This window comes from Mesorhizobium sp. Pch-S (genome assembly GCF_004136315.1).
Lineage (GTDB): Bacteria > Pseudomonadota > Alphaproteobacteria > Rhizobiales > Rhizobiaceae > Mesorhizobium.
In genome coordinates this window covers 6,230,497-6,256,009 of record NZ_CP029562.1, presented here as the reverse complement: position 1 = coordinate 6,256,009, position 25,513 = coordinate 6,230,497, and the positions used below count along the sequence as shown (strand labels likewise).

Annotated in this window: 21 protein-coding genes and 1 tRNA gene; 13 read left to right on the top strand and 9 right to left on the bottom strand. The window is 60.7% G+C overall.

All coding sequences use genetic code 11. The features are described from left to right. Window positions 1-3: 3 nt before the first annotated feature. A complete protein-coding gene (locus C1M53_RS29530) occupies window positions 4-513 on the bottom strand; it encodes an outer membrane protein assembly factor BamE (protein WP_129415619.1) in 510 nt (169 codons plus the stop codon). Between the two features lie 122 nt (window positions 514-635). On the opposite strand from C1M53_RS29530, the gene C1M53_RS29525 reads away from it, so the two are divergent. The 7 genes from C1M53_RS29525 to C1M53_RS29495 all read left to right on the top strand — a co-directional run bounded on the left by C1M53_RS29525 (window position 636) and on the right by C1M53_RS29495 (window position 5,257). Then, window positions 636-1,175, top strand: a complete 540-nt coding sequence (locus C1M53_RS29525) for a ubiquinol-cytochrome C chaperone family protein (protein WP_129415618.1) — start codon at window positions 636-638, stop codon at window positions 1,173-1,175. Window positions 1,176-1,187: 12 nt separating this feature from the next. Further along, a complete protein-coding gene (locus C1M53_RS29520; protein WP_129415617.1) occupies window positions 1,188-1,739 on the top strand; it encodes a DUF177 domain-containing protein in 552 nt (183 codons plus the stop codon). A gap of 104 nt (window positions 1,740-1,843) precedes the next feature. Further along, window positions 1,844-2,914 (top strand): phosphate acyltransferase PlsX, encoded by a 1,071-nt coding sequence (gene plsX, locus C1M53_RS29515; protein WP_129415616.1) that lies wholly within the window; start codon window positions 1,844-1,846, stop codon window positions 2,912-2,914. Window positions 2,915-2,920: 6 nt separating this feature from the next. Beyond that, window positions 2,921-3,892, top strand: coding sequence for a beta-ketoacyl-ACP synthase III (locus tag C1M53_RS29510; protein WP_129415615.1), 972 nt, complete (start codon window positions 2,921-2,923; stop codon window positions 3,890-3,892). A gap of 102 nt (window positions 3,893-3,994) precedes the next feature. Further along, a complete protein-coding gene (locus C1M53_RS29505; protein ID WP_054311518.1) occupies window positions 3,995-4,318 on the top strand; it encodes an integration host factor subunit alpha in 324 nt (107 codons plus the stop codon). A gap of 195 nt (window positions 4,319-4,513) precedes the next feature. Continuing rightward, window positions 4,514-5,053: a MerR family transcriptional regulator gene (locus tag C1M53_RS29500; RefSeq protein ID WP_129415614.1), complete on the top strand. Its 540-nt coding sequence runs from the start codon at window positions 4,514-4,516 to the stop codon at window positions 5,051-5,053. 127 nt (window positions 5,054-5,180) lie between these two features. Then, window positions 5,181-5,257 (top strand) — tRNA-Pro (locus C1M53_RS29495). Between the two features lie 84 nt (window positions 5,258-5,341). Here the strand turns inward: C1M53_RS29495 and C1M53_RS29490 are convergent. From C1M53_RS29490 to C1M53_RS29475, 4 genes are all read right to left on the bottom strand, one after another. Beyond that, window positions 5,342-6,676 (bottom strand): O-antigen ligase family protein, encoded by a 1,335-nt coding sequence (locus tag C1M53_RS29490; RefSeq protein WP_129415613.1) that lies wholly within the window; start codon window positions 6,674-6,676, stop codon window positions 5,342-5,344. Then, window positions 6,673-8,211 carry an undecaprenyl-phosphate glucose phosphotransferase gene (locus C1M53_RS29485; protein WP_129415612.1) on the bottom strand — a complete coding sequence of 513 codons (1,539 nt, stop codon included), beginning with the start codon at window positions 8,209-8,211 and terminating at the stop codon, window positions 6,673-6,675. The genes C1M53_RS29490 and C1M53_RS29485 overlap by 4 nt, the downstream gene beginning before the upstream one ends. 217 nt (window positions 8,212-8,428) lie before the next feature. Further along, entirely contained in the window at window positions 8,429-9,589 is a 1,161-nt protein-coding gene (locus tag C1M53_RS29480) for a P1 family peptidase (protein ID WP_129415611.1), read from the bottom strand. Window positions 9,590-9,624: 35 nt separating this feature from the next. Further along, complete coding sequence (locus tag C1M53_RS29475) at window positions 9,625-10,227, bottom strand: TetR family transcriptional regulator C-terminal domain-containing protein (RefSeq protein WP_129415610.1); 603 nt, start codon at window positions 10,225-10,227, stop codon at window positions 9,625-9,627. Between the two features lie 145 nt (window positions 10,228-10,372). Between C1M53_RS29475 and C1M53_RS29470 the strand changes: the two genes are divergently transcribed. Further along, window positions 10,373-11,779, top strand: coding sequence for an APC family permease (locus tag C1M53_RS29470; RefSeq protein WP_129415609.1), 1,407 nt, complete (start codon window positions 10,373-10,375; stop codon window positions 11,777-11,779). 254 nt (window positions 11,780-12,033) lie between these two features. Here C1M53_RS29470 and glnA read toward each other — a convergent pair whose 3' ends face one another. Both glnA and C1M53_RS29460 read right to left on the bottom strand, forming a co-directional pair. Beyond that, window positions 12,034-13,443, bottom strand: a complete 1,410-nt coding sequence (glnA, locus tag C1M53_RS29465; protein WP_129415608.1) for a type I glutamate--ammonia ligase — start codon at window positions 13,441-13,443, stop codon at window positions 12,034-12,036. 160 nt (window positions 13,444-13,603) lie between these two features. Beyond that, entirely contained in the window at window positions 13,604-13,942 is a 339-nt protein-coding gene (locus tag C1M53_RS29460; protein ID WP_024926327.1) for a P-II family nitrogen regulator, read from the bottom strand. Window positions 13,943-14,243: 301 nt separating this feature from the next. Here C1M53_RS29460 and C1M53_RS29455 point away from each other — a divergent pair, with 301 nt between their 5' ends. After that, window positions 14,244-15,767: an NAD(P)H-hydrate dehydratase gene (locus C1M53_RS29455; protein ID WP_129415607.1), complete on the top strand. Its 1,524-nt coding sequence runs from the start codon at window positions 14,244-14,246 to the stop codon at window positions 15,765-15,767. 223 nt (window positions 15,768-15,990) lie between these two features. Next, window positions 15,991-17,640, top strand: a complete 1,650-nt coding sequence (locus tag C1M53_RS29450; RefSeq protein WP_207213052.1) for a gamma-glutamyltransferase family protein — start codon at window positions 15,991-15,993, stop codon at window positions 17,638-17,640. 5 nt (window positions 17,641-17,645) lie between these two features. Here the strand turns inward: C1M53_RS29450 and C1M53_RS29445 are convergent, their stop codons facing one another. After that, window positions 17,646-19,169 (bottom strand): MFS transporter, encoded by a 1,524-nt coding sequence (locus C1M53_RS29445; RefSeq protein WP_129415605.1) that lies wholly within the window; start codon window positions 19,167-19,169, stop codon window positions 17,646-17,648. A gap of 84 nt (window positions 19,170-19,253) precedes the next feature. Here C1M53_RS29445 and C1M53_RS29440 point away from each other — a divergent pair, with 84 nt between their 5' ends. Beyond that, window positions 19,254-19,955, top strand: coding sequence for a TetR/AcrR family transcriptional regulator (locus C1M53_RS29440; RefSeq protein WP_245488347.1), 702 nt, complete (start codon window positions 19,254-19,256; stop codon window positions 19,953-19,955). Window positions 19,956-19,991: 36 nt separating this feature from the next. On the opposite strand, the gene C1M53_RS29435 is transcribed toward C1M53_RS29440, so the two are convergent. Further along, complete coding sequence (locus tag C1M53_RS29435; protein WP_129415604.1) at window positions 19,992-20,627, bottom strand: VOC family protein; 636 nt, start codon at window positions 20,625-20,627, stop codon at window positions 19,992-19,994. Between the two features lie 235 nt (window positions 20,628-20,862). Here C1M53_RS29435 and C1M53_RS29430 point away from each other — a divergent pair, with 235 nt between their 5' ends. After that, the gene (locus C1M53_RS29430; RefSeq protein WP_129415603.1) at window positions 20,863-23,769 is read left to right on the top strand and encodes a valine--tRNA ligase; all 2,907 of its coding nucleotides are present in this window, start codon (window positions 20,863-20,865) and stop codon (window positions 23,767-23,769) included. Window positions 23,770-24,189: 420 nt separating this feature from the next. After that, a complete protein-coding gene (locus C1M53_RS29425; protein ID WP_129415602.1) occupies window positions 24,190-25,395 on the top strand; it encodes an outer membrane protein transport protein in 1,206 nt (401 codons plus the stop codon). The last annotated feature ends 118 nt before the right edge of the window (window positions 25,396-25,513 follow it).

The window sequence follows — 25,513 nt, the reverse complement described above, 5'->3', positions numbered from 1 at the left end:
CCACTAGAGCCCGGCAGCCGGATTGGGCTTGAGCTTGCCGGCGCCGGAGATGATCTGGCCGAGGAAGTTCTGGTCCTTGCCGCCGGTCGGCGTCGTGCGCGAGATGAAGTCGAACACCCGGCCGTCCTTCATTCCGTAATTTGCCAGGCGTGCGACACGGCCGTCCTGGCCGAAATAGACGGCCAGTACCTTCTGGTCGACGACGCTCGGATTGGCGAAGGCGACCGAACGGCGCCGCGTCTGCGAGATGTAATAGAAGACCTCGTTGTCGAAGGTCGCCGTAGTGGACGGCGTACCGAGCGCCAACAGCACCTGCTCGCGGCTGGAGCCGACAGGAACCGAATCCAGCGTCTGCTGGTCGACGATGTAGCCCTGGGTGAGTGTCTCGCCGGGCGTCAGGTCCCCGAACATCTTTGATGAGTTGCAGCCGGTCAGTGCCGCCGCGATGACAAGCATCGATGCGACGGATGCAGGACCTGCCAAGGCGGTCGACTTGAATTTCAATGCGCGCAACGACAACTCCATAGTCCGCTCTCGGGCACCGGCTTGCGCGAGGCGGCAAAACCGGTAAACCAGCTTAGCCGCCGATGCAACAATTCTGCCTTAACAAACAGGTCCCCGGGAGACCGTCCCCAATGTTTCAGCGCCTGTTCGGCCGTGAACGCCATGCCAACCGCGCTATTGTCGAGGCGCTGTACGCACAAATCGTGGCGGCGGCGCGGCAAACTTTCTTTTATTCGCACTGGAATGTGCCCGATACGCCGCTCGGCCGTTTCGAGATGCTGTCGCTGCATATGTTCCTGTTCCAGCACCGGTTGCATGGCGAGAGTGGCGTGCCGGCGGAATTGGCACAGACATTGATCGACGAGTTCTTCACCGAGGTCGATCATTCGCTGCGTGAACTCGGCATCAGCGACGTGGGTGTCCCGAAACGCATGAAAAAGCTGGCGAAGATGTACTATGGCCGCACCGCTGCCTACGCGGATGCGCTGAATCGCGACGACAAAGGTGATCTCGCCACTGCTTTGTCCCGCAACGTCCGCCCGGATGTCGCGGACTGGCCGGAGGCGCCGGATATGGCGGCTTATGTGCTGCGGGCCAAGGAGGCGCTTGCTTTGCAATCATCGGAAGCGATCTGCCTTGGCGAGCTTGCCTTTCCAGCCGCTGCAGGTTGAAGGATGACTGCGATGAATCATCAAGAGGAACCACGGAGTTCGGTTTCGTTCGAGGCGCATGTCTCGCGCCTGCCGCAAAAGGGTATGCCGGTGCGTATCGAAGCCGATGCCGCCCAGCGCGAGGCTCTTGCCAAGGACCATGGACTGGTTTCCGTCGAGCGCTATGTCGCCGATCTCGTGGTCACGCCTTGGAAACGCCACGGCGTGAAGGTCAAAGGCCGGGTCGAGGGTGACATCACCCAGGCCTGCGTGGTGACGCTGGAACCGTTGACGGCCCATATCGACGAGGAGGTCGAGGGCCTGTTTTTGCCCGAAGATTCGAAACTGGGCCGTCAGGGTTTCGAGGGTGGCGGCGAGATTCTGCTCGATGCCGACGGCCCCGACAGCCCGGAAACCTTCATCGGCGACACGATCGATGTCGGCGCTCTGGCCGAGCAGTTCTTCGGCCTGGCGATCGATCCCTATCCGCGCAAGGCCGGCGTATCTCTGGAGACTGCGCCGGATGGGGCCGAACCCGAAAGCGAATTCCAGAAAAAGCTGAAATCCCTGCTCGGAAAATCTTGAAAGCCATGGATCGACGACAAAAGCCGGTTGTGCGGTGACTCAAAACCGCTATTTTCGCCGGAAAGTCACGATGGTCCCAAGCCAACCCACGAGATGAACAACGCGTGATAAAAATCTCCATTGATGCCATGGGCGGTGACCACGGTCCCGGTGTGGTCATTCCGGCGCTCCAGACTGTCGCCACCCGTCGCCCGGACATCCGTTTCATTATCTATGGCCGCGAAGACGTGGTGCGGCCTGAATTGGCCAAATTTCCCGGCCTGGCCGAGAAGAGCGAATTCTTCCACTGTGAAGTTGCCGTCCGTATGGACGACAAGCCGAGCCAGGCCTTGCGCCATGGTCGCTGGAAATCGTCGATGTGGAAGGCGATCGAAGCGGTGAAGGCCAATTCAGCCGATGCCTGCGTCTCCGCAGGCAATACCGGCGCGCTGATGGCGATGTCGAAATTCTGCCTGCGCACGATGGCGACGATCGACCGGCCGGCGATCGCCGCCATCTGGCCGACCATGCGTGGCGAGAGCGTGGTGCTGGATGTCGGCGCCACCATCGGTGCCGACGCCCATCAGCTGGTCGATTTCGCCATTCTGGGCACAGGCATGGCACGAGCGGTCTTCGGCGTGGAGCGGCCGACTGTCGGCCTTCTCAATGTCGGCGTCGAGGAGATCAAGGGGCAGGAAGTGGTCAAGGAGGCTGGGCGCATGCTGCGCGAGGCCAATATGAACTCGCTTGTCTATCACGGCTTCGTCGAGGGTGACGACATCGGCAAGGGTACGGTCGATGTCGTGGTGACGGAAGGTTTCGCCGGAAATATCGCGCTGAAGACCGCCGAAGGCACTGCCCGCCAGATCGGCGGCTACCTGCGGGCCGCCATGGGGCGGACGCTGATGGCGCGCATCGGCTATTTGTTCGCAAAAGGTGCTTTCGACCTGCTGCGCGAAAAGATGGATGTCAGCCGTTCCAACGGCGGTGTCTTCCTCGGATTGGACGGCGTCGTGGTAAAAAGCCATGGTGGCGCCGATTCGGCAGGGTTTGCCGCGGCGGTGGAACTGGCCTACGACATGGTGCGCAATCGTTTGCTGGATCGCATCGAAGCGGATCTCGATCTGTTTCATGCCCGCAACCCGCAGTCTCCGGCACCCAGAAAGTCTGACGTCGCGGTCGACGAAGAAGGATAAAGCAGCTTGATCAGATCAGTCGTGCGCGGCACGGGCCAGGCGTTGCCCCGCCGTATCATGAAGAATGCCGATTTCGAGGGCATGGTCGAAACGTCGGACGAATGGATCGCCCAGCGCACCGGCATCCGCCAGCGCCATATCGCGTCCGACGACGAAACGACGGCTTCGCTCGGCGAGGGGGCTGCGCGCGCGGCCCTGGCCGATGCCGGTCTTACGCCGGACGATATCGACCTCATCGTCTTGGCGACTTCAACGCCCAACAACACGTTTCCTGCCACGGCTGTCGAGATCCAGCAGCGGCTGGGCATGCGCCATGGCTATGCCTTTGACATGCAGGCAGTCTGCTCAGGTTTCGTCTATGCGGTTACCACGGCTGATGCCTACATTCGCGGCGGACTGGCCAGGCGTGTTCTGGTGATAGGCTCGGAGACCTTCTCGCGCATTCTCGATTGGAACGACCGCTCGACTTGCGTCCTGTTCGGCGACGGCGCTGGCGCGCTGGTGCTGGAGGCAGCGGAGGCGGCGGGTACCATCGCCGACCGTGGTGTGCTGGCAGCCAGCCTGCGCTCCGACGGCTCGCACAAGGAAAAGCTCTATGTCGACGGCGGTCCTTCGACCACCGGAACGGTCGGTCATCTCAGGATGGAAGGGCGCGAGGTGTTCAAGCATGCCGTTGGCATGATCACGGACGTGATCGAGGCGACGTTCTCGCAGGCGGGGATCACGGCAGACGACCTCGACTGGTTCGTGCCGCATCAGGCCAACAAACGCATCATCGACGCTTCCGCCAAGAAACTCGGCATCGCCGAGGAGAAGGTTGTGATCACCGTCGACAAACACGGCAACACATCCGCCGCCTCGGTGCCGCTGGCGCTTTCGATCGCTGCCGCTGATGGTCGCATCAAGCGTGGCGACCTCGTGCTTCTGGAGGCGATGGGGGGTGGATTCACCTGGGGTGCCGTTCTCGTCAGATGGTGAAGCGAACCGCACGGTTCGGTTCTTGACCTTGTCGAGTCAATTACTTAGGCTCCGCCTCGTTTAGTCGATACATTTGAGCACAAGCTGATAGGACGGTCTCTGATGGGGGGAAAGACACTGACACGTGCTGACCTTGCTGAGGCCGTTTATCGCAAGGTCGGTTTGTCGCGTACAGAGTCGGCCGAACTGGTCGAAGCGGTGCTCGACGAAATATGCGAGGCCATCGTTCGTGGCGAGACGGTCAAGCTGTCATCCTTCGCCACCTTCCATGTCCGTTCCAAGAACGAGCGTATCGGGCGCAACCCCAAGACAGGCGAGGAAGTGCCCATCCTGCCCCGCCGGGTGATGACCTTCAAGGCCTCGAATGTGCTGAAGAGCCGCATCCTGCGCTCTCATCAAGCCGGCAAGACGAAATCAGGCAAATAGGCGAAAGTCCGACTCTGCGGTTGAAAACCGGCCCTGGCTTTCTGCCGGGCTTGAATGTCGGGTGATAAATCGCTGAAATGGACCGCGATTCGACGGGATAGTGTCGAATCTTCGGTTCGTCTGTTCTTTGCGCATTGGATTGACCAACGCACGTGACGACGCGTCCGATCCGATGCCCAGCGCGAGGATCCACCCATGGACAAGAGCCCCGACGCCTTCCGCACGATTTCCGAGGTCGCCGAAGACCTTGATCTGCCACAGCATGTGTTGCGCTTCTGGGAAACACGTTTCAACCAGATCAAGCCGATGAAGCGCGGCGGTGGCCGTCGTTATTACCGGCCGCAGGATGTCGAGCTGATCAAAGGCATCCGCCATATGCTCTACGACCAGGGCTACACCATCAAGGGTGTGCAGAAGCTGCTGCGCGAGAACGGCAACCAGTTCCTGATCGCCGTTGGTCATGGTGACGTCGCGGCCGTCGAGGCGATCGCGCAGCGCCGGCAGGCCGAGGAAGTGCCGCTGACGCCGGCAGCGCAGCCGCGCACCGACGATGAGATGCTGGTCGGCCAGCCAACGGCCAAGCCAAATCGCCGTTTCTTTGGTCTCGGCAAGGCCGACGACGAGGGCCCCGTGCAGGCCGGCTCCGGCAAGCTCTCGCGCGACAATCGCGCATTGTTGCAGGAGGCGCTGTTCGACCTGCTGGAGTGCAAGCGCCTGCTCGATCAGGTGCGGTGACAGTCTGCCGGATCGACAGCGATGTCGGCAGATAGTGTTCCTGTGAAGAGGCCTGGCTGTCGCCTCGCAAAATCGCTTGCGAAACAGGTTGACCGGCGCAGGGGTATCACGTACATCGCGACCGGCTCGGAGTGTAGCGCAGCCCGGTAGCGCACTTGACTGGGGGTCAAGGGGTCGTCGGTTCGAATCCGGCCACTCCGACCATTTTTCCAACAGATAGACTTGACCCCATTTCCGGTTTTCGCATCGGCGATCACCGGTGTCCGCAAGGGCTGGCTCTCCGGCTTTCTACTTCGCGGGTGCCAGGGACAGCAGCGACACCGAGCGAACTGCGGGGAGGGCCATTTGTCCGGTGCCCCGCTGGCGGCTCGGCAGCGTGGGACCAGCATCGGCCAAGGTAATCAATCCGCGCTGATAACGGTATTCCAGCGCGATGCCACCCCAGACCATGCCCAGCAGCAGGTAGAAATGGCGCCAGTGATCGATATCGATCACGCTGCCCAGTCCGATATGGCCGACATAGACGACATAGGCGCACAGCACATAAGGCTGCCAGGGCCTGTTGCGCAGCAGCAGGCGGAAGCCAGCCGCGATCGTCCAGATCGTCAGCGTCAGGTAGGACACAAAACCCAGCCAGCCATAATCCATCAGCGTCTTCAGCCAGATGTTATGGGTGTCTTCGCCATAGATCTTGCCGAACACCAGCGCGCCGATGCCAAACGGTTTCTCCAGGGCCAGCATGAAGCCGATCCCATAGCGGGCAAACCGACCGAGGCGTGCCGAATCATAGTCCTGCGCCAACCTTGCGCGCGTGGTCAGCATCTCCGACACGCCCGGAATCTGCAGCACCACCAGCATCGCAACCATCAGCAGTGCCAGCGCCGCAATGGTCATGATCACAACGCGCAGGCGGAAGCGACCGCTGGTGTTCTCCAGAAACACCAGTCCGGTCAGCAGGATGACGGCCACACCGAAAAGGCCCCAGGCACCGCGCGAGAAAGACAGAAAAATTCCGCCGACGACGATCAGCAACGGTATCGCTATGAGGGGCATGCGCTGTACCGGTCCGGTCAGCAATCTGTAGAACAGGTAGATGCCGGGCAGGACAAGGAACGGGCCAAAGACGTTCGGATCCTGGAAGGCGCCGGCCGCGCGCTCGTATTTGGTGAAGATTTCGGCTCCCGGAAACAGTTTGAAATAACCGGCGATACCGAGGACCGAGGTGAAGACTGCAGTGGTCACATAGGCCAGGAAAATGAGCCTGTAGAGGTCGGGCTTTCGTTCGAGCACGGAAGCGAAGAAGACGGCGGTGAAGGCAAGAAACAGCGAAACGGCCAGATAAAGCGGCGTCCATGACAGGTCCGCCATCTGCGTCATGGCGATCATACCGCCGATGTTCATCGACACCAGCAGGACGAGCAGTGGCACGACCGGTCGCGAGATGTACAGGCCGAACAGCGCCCACACGCCGATCAGCGCGGCCATGTAAAGCTCGTACGGAGCGGGTTCCTCGATGACAAAGCCAGAAAGCAGAATGCCGAGGATGATGGCCCCTGACGACAGCAGGGCGATCAGCTTGGCATTGACTGCTCCCGAAGGCAGCTCATGGGTCAGCGTGTTCAATAGGCGTTTTCCGTGTTGAGCAGGCGTACCGGCGTCAACAGCAGGATCTTCAGGTCGAACAGCATCGACCAGTTTTCGATGTAATAAAGATCATACTCGGTACGCATGCGGATCTTGTCGTTGGTGTCCATCTCTCCACGCCAGCCATTGATCTGCGCCCAGCCGGTCACTCCCGGCTTGACGCGATGGCGTGCGAAATAGCCGTCGACCACTTCGTTGTAGAGAAGGTTGTGGGATTGTGCCGCGACAGCATGGGGCCGTGGGCCGACCAGCGAAAGCGTGCCGAACAGCGAATTGAAGAATTGCGGCAGCTCGTCGAGCGAGGTCTTGCGGATGAAGCGTCCGACGCGGGTTACGCGCGGATCGTTCTTGGTGACTGTTTTCTTGGCGCTGGGATCGGACTTGTCCGTGTACATGGAACGGAACTTGTAGACCACGATCTCCTCGTTGTTGAAACCGTGGCGCTTCTGCTTGAAGAGCACCGGTCCCTTGCTGTCGAGCTTGATGGCAATCGCTGTCACCAGCATGACTGGCGAGAATGCGACGATGAAGAGGATCGAGAAGATGATGTCGAAGGCCCGCTTGGCGACGGAATCCCAGTCGTTGATCGGCTTGTCGAAAATATCGAGCATCGGCACGGAGCCGATGTATGAGTAGGAGCGTGGCCTGAACTGCAGCTGGTTGCTGTGCGCGGAAAGGCGGATGTCCACCGGCAGCACCCAGAGCTTCTTCAAAAGCTGCAGCACGCGCGCCTCTGCCGAGATCGGCAATGACACGATCAGCATGTCGATGCGGGCGACGCGGGCGAATTCGAGCAGTTCGGCGATGGTGCCAAGCTTGGGGTAGCCCGCAACTACCGGCGGCGAACGGCTGTCGTCACGGTCGTCGAAGATGCCGCAGATACGGATATCGTTGTCCGGCTGCTTCTCGATCGAGCGGATAAGCGTCTCTGCCGCTTTGCCGCCACCGACGATGACGGCGCGGCGCTCCATACGTCCGTCTCGCGCCCAGCGGCGCAACAGGCGTGCGGTGACCAGTCGCATCAGGAAGGTGAGCACGAAGCCGACGATGAACCACGTGGCGAACAGAAGTCGCGAGTAGTCCTCTGAGATCTTGAGGAAGAAGGCGGCGACGGCGAGCGCGGCGAAAGTGCCGGCCCAGACCGACAGGAGGCGGCCCAAATTGGCGACGGGCCTGAGCAGCCGGGGAACTTGATAGCAGTCGGCAACCTCGAGGAGGACGATTGCAAGCAACGAGGCAGAGGCAAAAGTCAGCGTGTATTGCCAGGCGAGGTTCTGGAAAAAGCCTTCATAGAAGACGTAGAGGGCTATACCGGAGACGAACAGCAAAGAAAATTCGATCAGCCGCAACGTGCCGATGACCATGACAGGCGACATCGTATCGCTGCGGTACTGCGCAGCCACCTGACGGGCAAGCTCGCTCAAGCCAGCGGAAGACGTCTTGTCCGCGTCCGGATCTTCGAACTTGCGCACCGCATCTGCTGAAAAGCGGCTGCCCGGATCGCTCTTGTTCATGGAATGGTCCCCAAGCTGGCTTCACCCTATCACGGGAGAGCTAATATTCCCTTCCCGGAACTTTTAAGTTCAAATTATCAAGCGGGTGTTGCTGCGGGCATGCTAACAGAATGCCGGAAGCTTGTCGCGAAAGCTCGACCTTCGGCTTGGGCTTGCCGCTGGCTGGCGCGCCGACGAAGACCGGCGCGCTGCCATGGGGACGGGGACGGATCAGCCGTCAGCTTGCGATTGCGCCGCGCGCCTTGAGCGCCTTTACGACCCGATCGTGTGGCAGGGCGGGACTGCGATGGCCATCGCGACCAACCATCTCGGCATTGGCGACCAGCGCGTTGACCACTGCTTCCTCGGCAGCCTGCACCACCGCGGTGTAGAAATCATCCATGCGGCCCCAGGGGATGAAATCCATGTGGCTGTAGGTGCCGGCATCAGGTTCGCCCCTCGGAAAGCGGCCGTTCAGTGCATCCCGATTGCCGGTCGAGAAGGCAAGGAAGATGTCGCCGGAGAAATGCGAACCTGCAGTTCCCGTGCGGGCAAGCCCAAGGGGTACGCGCCTGGCGAGTGCCTTGCACTGGCCGGGCAGAAGGGGGGCATCGGTGGCAACGATACCGATGCAGGAGCCGGCCCCCGCGGGCAGGCTGGCTGCAAAGGCCTCCATCGGGTTGTCGTCGCAGAGTTCCGCGCCCAGCGGCACCCCGGCAATGGTGAGTTCGTTACGGGAGCCGAAATTGGTCTGCAGAAAGACGCCAACGGTGTAGCTGCGATGGCCGTAATCCACGACGCGCGAAGCGGTGCCGTTGCCGCCTTTGAAGGCATAGCAGTTCATGCCGGTGCCGCCGCCGACCGAACCTTCCTCGATAGCGCCGTTCCTTGCGGCATCGAGCGCCGCGATAGCATGGCCGCTGGTGACATGCGGGCCGTTGATGTCGTTCAGGTAGCCGTCCCAGGTCTCCGCTGCCACCGGCAGCATCCACTGGCTGGCAACCTCCGGCTTGTTTCGTACCATCCAGTCTATGGTGCCACGATGGCAGGGGCCGATTGCATGTGTGTTGGAAATGAGGATCGGCATGTTGAGTGCGCCGGACTCTTCCAGCCATGACACGCCGGTCATCTCGCCATTGCCGTTGAAGGAGTGATAGCCGGCGGCGATCGCCTGGCCGGCACCTTCGCGGCCGAGCGGCAGGATGGCGGTGACGCCTGTTCGCACCGGCCCTTTGCCGATTTCCATGTTGCCGTCGCCGGATATCAGCGTGGTGTAGCCGACCTCGACCTCCGGCACATCGGTGATCGCGTTGAATCGACCCGGGCTGCCGGTGAAGGGGATGCCGAGCGCCCGGGCGCGCAGTTTGCCTGCGGGCGTGACATGCGAGGTCTCACTCATACGATCTTCCTTGAAGGTTGGCTGTTGGAGAATGGTCAGGAGAGGCGGCAGCCGGTTGCCGTCTCGGCGTAGGCGGTAAGGAGGCGGAGCGCGGTCGGATGGTCGACTGCGGGCACGATGTTGAGAAGGTGTAGGCCGAGACCGTCCTCCAGAATGACAAGGCTGCGTGCCAGCGTGTCGCTGGCATCGGAAAGCTTGAACGTGCCGGTGATGGCGCCAGCCTCGAGGATGCCGACATAAATGGCGACCTGCCGCTCGAACAGCGTGATGTGACGCGCGGCATAGGCGGCGTCGGAACGGGCATAGGCGCCGAGTTCCATCAGCAACCGACAAAGCCGGTCGCTGGGGTCGTCAGGTATGCCGGAGCGGATCATCGCCTTCAGGCGTTCGCGCGGGTCCGAAATCTGCGCGATCGCCACGGCTCTCAGCGTGCAGAAACGCTCGACGGCCTGTTTCTGCACGTCGTCCAGAAGGTCTTTCAGGCCTGGATAGTAATACAGCGCGGCGCTCGAACTCATGCCGGCTTCATTGGCGACGGCGCGCAAGGTCACGCCGGCGAGGCCGTGCCTGGCGATCATCGTCTCGGCAGCGCTGATCAAGGTGAGCCGACGTTCGGCCTGGGCAGCAGGTCTGCTCATGATTTCTCCTTAACGATGTTAAAATTAAAATCGATGCTGTGATCATTGCAAGCGATTTTAGTGGAAGTTCATTGACGAAATGTCGAGTCGGGCGTAGCGTTTTGATGGGAACGATATTTTAATCATATCAAAATGGGAGGGCTTGATGCCATCACAGGAATCGCCGTCAAGCGGGGGGCTTGATCGCGCACTCAACGGATTGGGCACATTGATGATCGTGCTGTCGGCAGTGACGCCGGCGTCATCGGTTTTTATCATCGTGCCCGGCGTCATCGCACTGGCCGGCACGGGTTCGTTCCTGTCATTTCTCTTTGCTGCGATCATCGGCCTGTTCATGGCCTTCGTTTATGCGGAACTGTCATCGGCCTATCCGACAGCTGGTGGCGAATACACCATGATCGGTCGCACGCTCGGTCGCTTCTGGGGATTTGTCACCCTGGTTCTAGTCTTCATTTCCATCGTGCTGATCATCGCGGTGGTGGCGCTTGGTGTTGGAACCTATCTTGGCGTGCTCCTGCCCAACCTCAACGCGCAGTGGGTGGGGGTGGCAACGATCATCCTGGCAGGCATCGTCGCAGCGTTGCGCATCAAGCTTAATGCTTTTGTCACCGGCATTTTCCTCGGCATAGAGATGCTGGCCCTGCTGATCCTGGTTGCGCTCGGTTTCATCAACATCGAGCGGCCACTCTCCAGCCTGTTCACCTCGCCGCAGATTCTTGATGCCGCAACCAATTCGTTGGTGCCAGCCTCAACGGGTCTGATCCTGGCCGCCACCGCCGTCGCCATCTTCGCCTACAATGGCTACGGTGCAGCGGCTTACTTCGGCGAGGAAACACAGGATGCCAAGCGCAGCATTGGCAAGGTTGTCCTGTGGGCGCTCGTCATCACGGTCGCCGCGGAACTGATTCCGTTGACCGCTGTGCTGCTCGGCTCCCCCGATCTCACCGCCTTGCTCGCCGCGCCAGCGAAGATCGAATATTTCCTTGAAGCGCGCGGCGGGCACGCGCTGACGGTGGTCGTGAGCCTTGCGATAGCGATCGCGATCTTCAATGCGGTGATAGCCATCGTGCTGCAGGCATCTCGTCTTCTGTTTTCGTCCGGTCGTGACAAAACCTGGTTCGGACCGATCAACAATGCGGTTGCGTCGGTGCATGGGACCTACGCGTCGCCCTGGATCGCCACAATTGTCGTGTCGATCGCCGCAGCCGCAGCCTGTTTCATCGATCTCAGCCTGCTTCTGGTGGTGTCCGGCACGTCGCTGGTCGTCATCTACGCACTGCTGTGCCTGGCGGCTGTTGCCGGGCGCCGCAACGGCACGACCTCGGAGGGGCACTATCGCATGCCGCTGTTCCCGCTGCCGCCGATCCTTGCCTTCGTCGCGCTGGTCTACGTAGCCTATCAAAACTGGCTGGACGTTGCCTTCGGCAGGCCCAGTCTGCTCGCGACGCTCGCGATCGTGGCCGTGGCGGCAGTCTATTATGTGCTGTTCCTGGCGCGGCGCGCCGATTGGACGCTGCATGCACCTGAAGAGATCGAAGAGATTGCCGGGTAAGTCGTCCTCCTTCGACAAGTCCGGCAATAACCCCGGCCGCGAGGCCGGGGTCTTTTTTTGCCAACCGGCAATCCTCGGTCTTGCTGCTGCGCGGCGGGAAGGCACCGTTCATCACGAGGTGACAGCGATCTCTGACCGGCGATGCCAGTAGCGGCTGATCAAACGCACCAGCTGTCGCTTCCGCATGGCCGTTTGCCAAAAGAAAAACCCCGATCTTGCGACCGGGGTTCTTCTTGTCAGGTCATGGAAGCTGCTTAGATCGAGTAATACATGTCGAATTCGACCGGATGCGGGGTCATTTCGAAACGCATCACCTCGGCCATCTTCAATTCGATGAAGGCGTCGATCTGGTCGTCGTCGAAGACGCCGCCGGCCTTGAGGAAGCCGCGATCCTTGTCGAGGCTCTGCAGGGCCTCGCGCAGGCTGCCGCAGACGGTCGGGATCTTCTTCAGTTCCTTCGGCGGCAGGTCGTACAGATCCTTGTCCATCGGCTGACCGGGATGGATCTTGTTCTTGATGCCGTCGAGACCAGCCATCAGCAGCGCCGCGAAGCCGAGATACGGGTTTGCGCCCGGATCGGGGAAGCGGACCTCGACGCGCTTGGCCTTCGGCGAATTGCCGAATGGAATACGGCAGGATGCCGACCGGTTGCGAGCCGAGTAGGCGAGCAGCACCGGAGCCTCATAACCCGGCACCAGACGCTTGTAGGAGTTGGTGAGCGGGTTGGTGAAGGCGTTCACTGCCTTGGCGTGCTTGATGACGCCGCCGATGAAGTACAGGCAGTTCTCCGACAGGCCGGCATATTCGTTGCCGGCGAAAGTCGGCTTGCCGTTCTTCCAGATCGACATGTGCACATGCATGCCGGAGCCGTTGTCGCCGAAGATCGGCTTCGGCATGAAGGTGGCCGTCTTGCCATAGGCGTTGGCAACCTGATGCACGACGTACTTGTACAGCAGCATCTTGTCGGCGTTGCGCACGAGGGTGTCGAACTTGATGCCGAGCTCATGCTGGGCGGCAGCCACTTCGTGGTGATGCTTTTCAACGCGCACACCCATTTCGGTGAGCACGGTGAGCATCTCGGAGCGCATGTCCTGGCAGCTGTCGATCGGCGGAACCGGGAAGTACCCACCCTTGACGCGCGGACGGTGGCCGAGGTTGCCGGTCTCATAGTCGGTGTCGTCGTTGGACGGCAGCTCCGAGGAATCCAGCTTGAAGCCGGTGTTGTACGGATCGGCCTTGTACTTGACGTCGTCGAACACGAAGAATTCGGCTTCCGGGCCGACATAGATGGTGTCGCCGATGCCTTCTGCCTTCATGTAGGCTTCGGCTTTCTTGGCGGTGCCGCGCGGATCGCGGTTGTAGGATTCGCCGGAGACCGGATCCAGGATGTCGCACAGGATGACCATGGTAGACTGCGCGAAGAACGGATCCATATGGACTGTGTCGGTATCCGGCATCAGCACCATGTCGGACTCGTTGATGGCCTTCCAGCCGCCGATCGAGGAGCCGTCGAACATGACGCCGTCGGCGAACATGTCTTCATCGACTTCGGCCACATCCATGGTGACGTGCTGCAGCTTGCCCTTGGGGTCGGTGAAGCGCAGGTCGACGAATTTCACGTCGTTGTCCTTGATCTGCTTCAAGATGTCTTTGGCTGTCGTCATGTCTCTTTCCTGTATGATGACGTTGAAACTTGAAAACTGAAAAACGCTAGCGCTTGGAGCATTTTGTAGCCAAGTGGAATCACTTGGCGTTACAAAAATGCGGTGAAAACAAAACTTAGAGCGTTTCCGCGTTTCCGTGAAAAACGGAAACGCTCTAGCGTCAGATCGCGTCCGGGCCGGTTTCACCGGTCCGGATACGCACGACTTCCTCGATGTTGGAGACGAAGATCTTGCCGTCGCCGATGCGCCCCGTCTGGGCGGCTTTGCGGATGGCCTCGATGGCGGCTTCGACGGACTCGTCGCCGAGCACAACCTCGATCTTCACCTTGGGCAGGAAGTCGACGACATATTCTGCGCCGCGATAAAGTTCGGTATGGCCCTTCTGCCTGCCGAAGCCTTTGGCTTCGGTTACGGTGATGCCTTGCAGGCCGGCTTCCTGAAGCGCTTCCTTCACTTCATCCAGTTTGAACGGCTTGATGATCGCTTCGATCTTTTTCATGTCGATATGGGGCCTCCACTGCCGGTAAAACGGGTTGTCAGTCCCGCTCGCGCATCCTTCAAGCATGAAGCGTGCCAACTGGTCTCGCCGAGAAGGTATCGTCGCGAATTTTCATGGAAAGCGCATGACGCAACAGGTTTGCGCCGTTCTTCCTGTGGCGGGTAGATTGTACTGCTCGTCGCTCCTCCTCCCGAATTTCCGACTATTGCACAATTTTTGAGCAATATGCTCTCGGATTGCGCATTTGCCTCCCGCCTCAAACTGTCCGAATGTCCGTTCGGGCGCCAATGGGAGATACGGCATGAAGCTTGAGTTGCTCACGCCCAAAGAAATGGCAGAAGCCGATCGACTTACCATCGCCCATGGGCCGTTCGACGGCATCGGTTTGATGCGCAACGCAGGTGCGGCGGTGGCTGCCGTTGTGCTCGATCGTTTTCCATCGAGGAGGCGCGTCCATGTGTTGGCGGGTCCGGGCAACAATGGTGGCGACGGTTATGTGATTGCCAGGATCCTGCATGAGAGCGGTGTAGCCGTGTCACTCTGGTCTTCGGGTACGCCGCGCGACGACAGCGATGCCGCCGTCGCAGCCGCTGAGTGTCCGGTGTCGAGGCGGTCTCTTGCTGATTTCGATGCCGGGGCCGAGGACCTGATAGTCGACGCACTTTATGGCGCCGGCCTGTCGAAGCCGCTTGCCGATGACGCCGCGCGCGCCGTTTCACTCGCTGCCGCAAGGCGATTGCCGGTCCTCGCGGTCGACTTGCCGTCCGGTGTTTCGGGGGAAAGCGGCATGGTACTGGGCAGCGCCTTTCAAGCTGCTGTAACAGTCACCTTCGCACGCAAGAAACCCGGCCACCTGCTGCTGCCGGGCCGCGGATTGTGTGGTGAGGTGGTCGTCGCCGACATCGGCATCGCCGCGAGTGTCATCGTCTCCCTTGCCGTGGACACGTTCGAGAACCAGCCGGCGCTGTGGCGGCAAGCCTTCCCGTCACTCGACGTCGATACTCACAAGTATCGACGCGGCCATGTCGGTGTCTTTTCCGGAGGGGCGACCTCAACGGGCGCGGCCAGGCTTTCGGCGCTGGCAGCCGCACGCGCCGGTGCCGGCGCTGTCACAGTGCTGGCGCCGGGCAGTGCGCTGGCGGTCCACGCCATGCATCTGACTTCGATCATGCTGCGCAAGGTTGAGGACGTCGCGGAGTTCGCGGCAGTGTTGGGCGAGGGGCGCTCCTCCGCTTTCGTGCTGGGGCCAGGCTTTGGTGTCGGTGAAAAAGCGCGCGATCTTGCGCTGGCGGTGCTGGCTGCCGGCGACCGGTTGGGGGAACCCGCCGCCGTTGGGCTGGTTCTCGATGCCGACGGCATCACCGCTTTTCGCGAAGCGCCGCAATGGCTGTTCGAGGCTGCTGCCCGTCCCGGTGCCCCCGCGTTGGTGTTGACGCCGCACGAGGGTGAGTTTGCCCGGCTCTTTCCAGATATTGCCGGGAGCGAAGATCTGTCGAAGCTCGGCAAGGCGCGTGCCGCCGCCAGGAGAGCGAATGGTGTCGTCATCTACAAAGGCGCGGATACCGTAATTGCCGCGCCGGACGGTCGTGGGGTGATCAATGCCAATGGGGTGCCTTGGCTGGCGACGGCGGGCTCGGGCGACGTGCTGGCCGGCATTGTTGCCGGGCTCATCGCGCAGCGCATGCCGGCATTCGAGGCGGCTTGCGCGGGTGTCTGGCTGCATGCCGAGGCGGGGCGGCGCTTCGGTCCCGGCCTCATCGCCGAGGATCTGCCTGCGGCACTGGTTCCGATCCTGGCGGAACTCTACGGCGCTGATGGCGGCTAGAGATCTCCGGTGCCACTGGAGGGCGACGGGTGTTTATGCTTGCCAAGTCGACCCGTATTTTGAGAAGCAGAAGTTCCTGGCTGGTTCTGGTACTGCGGCTATGACTTCGATCCTGGGTGACACGAGCAGTTTTGCGCAATCGGCAACGCCCTTCGGCACGCCGTCCGGGACGGAAAACCCAGGCGGGCGCCTCAATGGCACCACTGTGCCTGGGATGCGCCCGATGGGATGGTCCGAACAGGGGCGGTCCGAAGTTGTCGCGCGCAACGGCATCGTCACCACAAGCCATCCGCTTGCTGCTCAGGCCGGACTGGAAATCCTGCAGAAGGGCGGCAACGCAATGGATGCGGCTGTCGCGGGACTGGCGACGCTCGATGTGGTGTCGCCCAACGATACCGGCATCGGCGGCGACGTCTTTGTGCTTTATTGGTCAGCCGCTGACCGCAAGCTCCATTCCCTCAGCGCGGCAGGCTGGTCCCCCGAAGGCTGGACAAGCCGCTATTTCAGGGATCGTAAGCTCGAAGGCGTGAATTCCGTTACCGTGCCGGGTGCAGTCGCAGGTTTCGACGCCATGTTGAGGCGCTTCGGCACGATGACGTTCAAGGAGACCCTCGAACGCGCCGCAACCATTGCCGAACAAGGCTGGGGAATGAGCGAGCGCCACCACAGGGATCTGGTGCAGAACCTGGATGTTGTACGCAGGGATGCGGAATCCGCGCGCGTCTTCCTTCGCGATGGTGATGTGCCGCCACTCTACAGCATCCTCAGAAATCCCGATCTGGCCGAAACCTTGCGGTTGCTGCAGGAAAGGGGGCGTGACGGTTTCTACAAAGGCCCGGTGGCTGACGCGATCGTTGCTCGTGTAAAGGCGGGCGGTGGCGTGATGACCAATGCGGATCTCGAAGCATTCGAGCCGGAATGGAGCGAGCCGATCACGACCAGCTATCGTGGCTACGATGTCTTCCAGGTGCCACCACCCGGACAGGGATGGGCGACGCTTTTACAGTTGAATCTGCTCGAGGCATGCGGCCAAAAACTCGGGCTCGACCTGAGCAAATTCAATCACAGTTCGCCGGAATACTGGCATCTTCTGGTGGAGACGAAGAAGCTCGCTTATTCGGACCTGCTTCGATACAACGCCGACCCCAAATTCGCGGATGTTCCGCTGGACAGGCTGCTGTCAAAGGAACACGCGGCTGAGGTCTGCTCCAGGATCGATATGAAGAAAGCCGGAACGCCCGACGTTGCCGGTACGCTGAAAGGTGGCACCATCAATCTGATCGCGGCCGACCGCTGGGGCAACATGGCTTCGGTGGTTCACAGCGTCTACAATGTCTATGGCTCCAGGATAACGGTTCCGGGCTACGGCTTCCTCCTGCACGACCGGGGCAGCGGCTTCTCATTGGACCCGGCCAGCCCAAACCGTGTCGAACCCCGCAAGCGTCCCTTCCACACCATCATAACCGGTTTTGTAATGAAGGATGGCGAGCCGCTGTTGGGCTTCGGCAACATGCAGGGTTCCATTCAGGCCTATTCGCTCACAACCCACCTCGCGAACATGATCGATCTCGGCTTCAGCCCGCAGGCAACGGCGGATGCGGCGCGCTACGTGCACGAACAGAAGAACGACGGTCCAGGCAGGCTTGTTCTGGAACCGCGCCTGTTCGAACGGGTCGGCGAGCAATTGCAGGCGTTTGGCCATCCGGTCGAAAGCATGAAGGCGGATATGAGTGTGGGTGGTTTCCAGGGCATACTGTTTCAGCAGGACAAGTCGATGCCCGCGCCGCCGAGATATCCCGAGCAGGCTCCTGTAAATGGCGTTTATCGCGCCGGCTCCGATCCTCGCAAGGATGGGCAAGCGGTAGGGTGGTAACGATCCTATCCGCGATCGGTCGCGAGGTTCGGGCCGCGGTCACGGAGGGGACGCCGTCCAGCCGCCACGAGCACGGTGGCGGCAAGCAGCCCCAACGCACCGGCGCAGGCGACGGCTAGGGAAAATCCCTGGCCAATGGCATCGGCCAGCAGCGGTCGGAACAGTTCGGGAGCCATGTCGAGGTTGACCGGCGTTGTATGCTGCCTGACCGCGGTCGTTGCGACGCCGAGGGCGTCGGTCCTGTTCGTGGCAGAAATGTAATCTGTCAGCGAGGAAATGGCACGGGCGCTCATCAGTGTGCCGAGCAGCGCGATGCCGATCGTCATGCCGCCCTGGCGAAGTGCATTCATCGTCGCCGATGCGGCTCCGCTTCTTTCGCGCGGTGCGGCTGCCATTGCCGCCGCACCGGTGGAGGGAACGGCAAGCCCCATGCCGATGCCCAGGATCGCGAAAACCGATGCGATGATCGGGTAGGGTGTGCCTGGCGTGAACAGGGCCATTGCAAGCATCGAGCTGCCGAGCAGGGCATAACCGACGATCATCGGCCAACGGGTTCCGCACCACGACGAAAGCTTGCCGAACAAGGAAGAGGTGAGGGCCATTGCGACGAATACAGGCGTCATTCGCCACCCTGTTGCCGTCGCAGACAAGCCCTGCACCTGCTGGAGAAACAGGGAAAAGAAGAACAGGCTGCTGTAGCCTGAAAAGCCGAGTGCAAAGGAAGCGAAGTTGACTGCCGTGAAATGCCGGTCACGGAAGAGGTCTAGCGGCAGCACCGGGCGCGCCGTACGCAATTCGATTGCTATGAAGGCGACAAACCCGGTGATCGCGACGGCAAGCGCGCCCGCCACGCGCGGCGACGTCCAGCCTGCATCGCCAGCTCCGATCAGCGCATAGGTCAGTGCACCGAGAAAGACGACAGACAGTGCCTGTCCGACAGGATCGAGGGCAGCCTGGTCAGGGTCTGCGCTCTCGGCGATGCCTCTCAGTCCGAGAGCCATTGTAATCGCACCCAGCGGTATGTTGATCAGGAAGATGCTCGACCAGCCGACAGTGTCGACCAGGAACCCGCCGAGCATCGGTCCGAGGATAAGCGACACGGCGCTGAAGGATGCCCAGCCTCCGATTACGTGGGCGCGTTGCACGGGATCGGCAAATGCCTGCGTCAGGATGGATAACGCGCCCGGGATGACCAGCGCACCCGCAATGCCCTGCAAGGCACTGCCGGCGATGAGAGTGCCGAGCGATGAAGCCATGGCCGAGATCGCCGATCCCGTCGAAAACAGCGCCACGCCGAACAGCCATACGCGCTTGCGCCCGTAACGGTCGCTGATCGGCCCGGCAGACAGCATCAAGGCGGAAAGGCAAAGCGCGTAGGACCCCACGACCCACTGCAATCCGGACAGATCTGTTCTGAGAGCGGCCTGGATGGACGGAAGCGCGACGGTGACAATGCTGATGGCCAGCGTTGCCATGAAGGTGCCGAGGTAGACGGCCGCGACAAGGTCGCGTCTGCGGGATGACGGCATGGGAAAAATCCTGATGATTTAACTCAACAATATGATTCGACCGACCGTCGGTCAATACAAAAACATATTGAAATCATTACAGCTATGCGAGGAGAGGTCGGTTGTCTTAAACTGACGACGCCTTCGCTGACGGGAATCGGGATGAACGCAAACGTAGCTGCAGAACGCCGATCGCGCCCCCGGCGGCGCACCTTACCGGCCGAGGTACGAACGGATGATCTGATGACATCCGCGGCAGCGCTCTTCATCGCGAAGGGGATCGAAGCGACGACGATCGACGAGATCGTCGCACGCGCGGGCGTGGCCAAGGGTACGTTCTATCACTACTTTGCGACGAAGACGGATGTTGTCCTGGCTTTGCGGGAGCGTTTCTCGCAGGATTTCGTGAGCAGCGTGAACGAGGCAATCGAGGCTTGTCCGGCAACGGACTTCCCGGCGCGGCTGTCAGGGTGGGTCCATGGCGCGGTGCAGGCCTATCTCGCCAATTTCAAACTGCATGACGTCGTCTTCCACGATTTCAGCCACTCACGCCGGCAATCACGGGAAAAGGACGTCGTGATTGCCCAGCTCGTTGCCTTGCTCGAGGCCGGCCAAGCGGCGGGCGTCTGGATCATGCCCGATGCCCGCATGACTGCGCTCATTCTGTTTGATGGCATGCACGGTGTCGTGGACGATGCGATTGCGCGTGGGAACCGCGATCCAAAACCGCTCTGCGATATCTTGCTGGAGCTTTTTTCTCGGATGTTGTCGGCCAACGGAGGCCTCCTGCCGAAGGCCGCCGGATGAGAGCCGGCTCTCAATGCCGGCTCTCCTTCTCGCAGACTATGGAGCTGCAGTGAAACACACGAGGTTGTTGTCGGGATCGCTCACGATGAAGGCACGCGAGCCCCAGGGTTCTGTCTTGAGTTGCTGGAAGAAGGGAACGCCTGCGGCCTGGTAGTCGAGGAACAGTTTCTTGATACCGTGATCGAGCACGACGGTTGCCACGACGAGGTGTTCGGGCACGATCCTGCTGGTATCGACCACTGGTTTATCGACATAACGCAGGTTGATGCGGGCACCATCCCGAAAGACCTGGGCGAAAAAGGGTGGTTCGCCATAGGTGAACCGGAGCGTGAAGCCGAGCTTGCTTGTATAGAAATCGCAGGCTCGGCCGATATCGGCAACGAACAGCTGTGGCTCCGACAAGGCCAGGAAGGGTTCCTTTTCAGGCGTGGAGGAGGTGCTCATATCTGAAGATCCTTTCTTGAGCGCCTCCCAGTTTTCGAAACCTGCCTTGCGGGCAACAAGCTCCTGGGCGTCGGCGAGCTTGAACTCCTGCTCAAGGATCTGCATGTCGCTGAGATCTCGAAAGCGCGGCAGCAAGGAACGTATCGCCGCCGCAGCGGGATAACGGCCCTCGCGATGCCATTTGAGATAGAGTTTTGCCTGCCTGCGGAAATGCTCGAACTGGGACATGGGCGCATTCTGGGTTTAGGTGGCGTAGGCGGGCAATGCCCCTTCGGCCGAAACCGGTGCGCCCTACAGCAGCAGTTGGATCGTAAGCGGAGCGCACTTCCAAGGCAAGAGGTCGCCTTGGTTCAGCCGTCTGGTGCTCCTATCTGTCGGATGGCGGTTGTTCGTGTGGTTGACTTGGCCAAGTCCTTCCGATTTACCGTCACCAGCAAATCCCGACAGTCCGGACGCCTTTCCCATGCTCGAAAAAACCTATGACGCAAAAAGCGTCGAGCCGAAGATCGCCAAGATTTGGGAGGAGGCGAATGCCTTCCGCGCCGGTGCTGGCGCCGAGGAAGGCGCGGAGCCTTTCTCCATCGTCATCCCGCCGCCCAATGTCACCGGTTCGTTGCACATGGGCCACGCGCTCAACAACACGCTGCAGGACATTCTGGTGCGCTTCGAGCGCATGCGCGGCAAGAACGTGCTCTGGCAGCCGGGCATGGACCATGCCGGCATCGCGACCCAGATGGTGGTCGAGCGCAGGCTGATGGAAAGGCAGATCCATCGGCGCGACCTCACCCGGGAGCAGTTCGTCGACAAGGTCTGGGAGTGGAAGGACGAATCTGGCGGCGCCATCTTCAATCAGCTCAAGCGGCTGGGTGCGTCGGCGGATTGGTCGCGCGAGCGCTTCACCATGGACGAGGGCCTGTCGAAGGCCGTACTCGAAGTGTTCGTCACATTGCACAAGGAAGGCTTGATCTACCGCGGCAAGCGGTTGGTGAACTGGGATCCGCAATTCGAGACGGCTATCTCGGACCTCGAGGTCGAGAACAGGGAAGCCGACGGCCATATGTGGCACTTCAAGTATCCTCTGGCTGGTGGCGAAACCTACACTTATGTCGAGAAGGATGCGGACGGGAACGTCACACTGGAGGAAGAGCGCAACTACATCTCGATTGCGACCACCCGACCGGAGACGATGCTGGGCGATGGCGCGGTGGCTGTTCATCCCTCGGACGAGCGTTACGCGCCGATCGTTGGCAAGCTTTGCGAGATTCCGGTCGGCCCGAAGGAGCACCGGCGCCTGATCCCGATCATCACGGACGAATATCCGGATCCGACCTTCGGTTCAGGTGCGGTCAAGATCACCGGTGCGCATGACTTCAACGACTATCAGGTCGCGCGCCGCAACAACATTCCGCTCTACCGGCTGATGGACACGCAGGCCGCCATGCGCGCGGACGGTGAGCCTTATGCCGACTATGCGGCGCAGGCGCTGGAAATCGCTCGTTCCGGAAACGTGCCGAACGAGGCCGAAGTCGACGCGATCAATCTGGTTCCGGACGAATATCGCGGCCTTGACCGATATGCTGCCCGCAAGCTGATCGTTGAGGCGATCACGGCGGAAGGGCTTGCCGTTACGGTCAAGGATGCTGAAGGCAACGACATTCCCTTTGTGGAAAAGAAGAAGCTGATGCAGCCCTTCGGCGACCGGTCGAATGTCGTGATCGAGCCGATGTTGACCGACCAGTGGTTCCTTGACGCCAAGGTCCTTGCAAAGCCGGCGCTGGCATCGGTGCGCGAGGGCCGCACCAAATTCGTGCCGAAGAACTGGGAAAAGACCTATTACGACTGGATGGAGAACATCGAGCCCTGGTGCATCTCGCGCCAGCTTTGGTGGGGCCACCAGATTCCGGCCTGGTATGGCCCGGACGGGCATATCTTTGTCGAGAAGAGCGAGGAAGAGGCACTCGAGGCCGCCATCCAGCACTATCTCGCCCACGAAGGTCCCTGGAAGGCCTGGGTCGAGGAGAAGCTGGAGAATTTCCAGCCGGGAGAGATCCTGACCCGTGACGAAGATGTCCTCGACACCTGGTTCTCATCTGCGCTGTGGCCGTTCTCGACGCTCGGCTGGCCGGACAAGACGCCGGAGCTGAAGACCTACTACCAGACGGATGTGCTGGTGACCGGTTTCGACATCATCTTCTTCTGGGTCGCCCGCATGATGATGATGGGCCTGCACTTCATGGACGAGGAGCCATTCCACACCGTCTATGTGCATGCTCTGGTGCGCGACAAGAACGGGCAGAAGATGTCGAAGTCGAAAGGCAACGTCATCGACCCGCTCGAACTGATCGACGAATACGGCGCGGACGCCCTGCGTTTCACCCTGGCGGTCATGGCCGCGCAGGGACGTGACGTGAAGCTCGACCCGGCTCGCATCGCCGGCTATCGCAATTTCGGCACCAAGCTCTGGAACGCAACGCGTTTCGCCGAGATGAACGGTGTGGCTCGCGACGATACGTTCTGGCTGAACGATGCCAAGCTGGCGGTGAACCGCTGGATCCTGACCGAATTGACCCGCGCGGCGCGCGAGATCACCGATGCGATCACGTCGTATCGTTTCAACGAGGCAGCAGGCGCCGCCTACCGGTTTGTCTGGAACCAGTTCTGTGACTGGTACCTCGAGCTGCTGAAGCCGGTGTTCATGGGCGAGGATGAGGCCGCCAAGGCCGAAAGCCGCGCTTGCGTCGCCTTTGTGCTGGACGAGATCTACAAGCTGCTCCATCCCATGATGCCGTTCATGACGGAAGAGTTGTGGGCCGAGACGGCAGGTGAAGGCAAGGAACGTTCCTCGTTGCTCTGCCATGCGTCATGGCCGTCGCCGGATTTCGAAGACGCCGAGGCCGCGGACGATATCAACTGGCTGATCGATCTGGTCACCGGCATCCGTTCGGTGCGTTCGGAGATGAACGTGCCGCCGGCGGCGATCGCACCGCTGGTGGTCATTGGCGCCAACGCTACCACCCGGGAACGGCTGGTGCGCCATGACGCCGCGATCAAGCGGCTGTCCCGGATTGGTGAGATATCGCACGGCGATATCGCGCCGAAAGGCTCGGCACAGATCGTGCTGGGCGAGGCGACGGCCTGCCTGCCTTTGGGAAGCCTGATCGATCTCGCCGCTGAAGCTGCGCGCCTGCAGAAGGAGCTGGCCAAGGTGACGGAGGAGATCGCCCGCCTGCACAAGAAGCTGTCGAACGAGAAGTTCGTTGCCAATGCGCCGGAAGAGGTGGTCGAGGCCGAGCGCGAGAAGCTCGTCGAATACAACGAGCAGCAGGCGAAGCTTTCGGCCGCGCTTACCCGCGTGCGCGACGCCGGCTGAGTCCGGCAGGTATTGACGCCGAATCCGGCGGGCAGAATCTGCCTGCCGGAGAGGCGATTCTGACGTTGCGTCCGGTGCTTTCAAAACGGTCGCAGGCACCCGGAAACAGCATTCCGCAGCGTCACAATTGACGTAAAGGGAAAGTTTTGAACCGCATTGTTGCCATAATGTAACAATGCGGGCTCGCATCCCGTAAAATACGGCTTTTTCGGGTGTTTCCCGCAAATTTAGCAGCGATTTTGCTGCGCCAGCCTTCAAAAATGGTGGCTTTTTGGTGTTCGGCCTGGGGTGAGGGCGAGTATACGCAGTGTATTCGGCGTCACAGTAAAAAACTGTACTTGTACGCCTTGAAATTCCTTATTGCCTCATTAACGCGAATTGGCTCTAGCTTGGTGCACGAATTTCCGGGGAGAGAATTTCATGACCACTCTACGTATCAAGGCGCTCCTGGGGGCAGGGTGCATGTCGCTGGCGACGTTCGGCTCGGCGAACGCCGGCGGCTTCTCTCGCGGCTCGGCCGATACGGATATCCTTTTCGAGCAGGGCAACTTCAACATGCGCTCGAGCGTTACTTATGTGACGCCGACTCGTAAGTTCAACAAGAACGGCAATCCGAAGCTTGTTGGTACCGACTATGCCGAGGACTATGTCATTCCGTCGGCTGCGGTGAAGTTCAACCTGACCGAAAACCTGCGTTGCGCCGGCACGCTGGTGAACAACAATGGCGGCAACGCAAAGTATGACTTTCCGACGCTGAGCGGCAAGATTTCCGAAGAGTTCACGACCTATGAATCGGCACTGACCTGCGGTGTCGGATTTGATGTCGGCACAGGCAAGCTCTGGGTGCTTGGCGGCGGCTTCATGGAGAAGTTCGACTACAATCGCGTGAACTCTTACGCGGCACTGGGCCTGGGCAACGCTACCCTGAATCTCAAGGGCCAGGAATATGGCTACCGCATCGGCGCCGCCTATGAAATTCCGGACATCGCCTTGCGTGGTCAGGTCATGTACCGCTCGGGCACGAAGTATGGAGCAGACGGTGGTTTGACAGCCCCGGCCGCGGTGCTGGCCCAGGCAACGGCGGGAACGCCGCTTCAGGCCCGTTTTCTCCAGATCATTCAGCAGGCTGGCCCGAACGCACCGGTTCCGGTGGATGCGATCGGTGTCGGCAATCTGCCACAGAGCGTCGAGTTCAAACTGCAGACTGGCGTCGCGCCGGGCTGGCTGGCGTTCGGTAGCGTCAAGTGGACCGACTGGAGCCAGCTGACCACGCTCGACGTTCGTTCCAAGATTGGCGGCGTGACCATCTCTTCGGACAAGTATTTCTGGAAGGATGGCTGGACTGTCACCGGCGGTGTCGGCCATGCTTTCAACGATAGCGTTTCGGGTTTCGCCAGCCTGACCTGGGACCAGGGTGTTGGCACCGGCTGGGACGTCATTGGTGACACCTATACGCTGGCTGTCGGCGGTTCCTACAAGGACGGCATCGGTGGCGAGTTCCGTGGCGGCATTGGCTTCAGCTATCTCGGCTCCGGTGAGGAAACCAAATACGCTCCAGGCACCAACCAGGGTGTCAAGTCGGGCTACGCCATTGCTTTCAACGGCGGTTACAGCATCAAGTGGTAAGTCCTTCATTTTGAACAAAAAAGCCGGGCCGGGTGCCCGGCTTTTTTGTTTCTTCCACGTGTTGGGATATCGCCTGGGGAGTTTGCTGCGTCGCTGCGTAGGCCCGTGCCGTAAATGC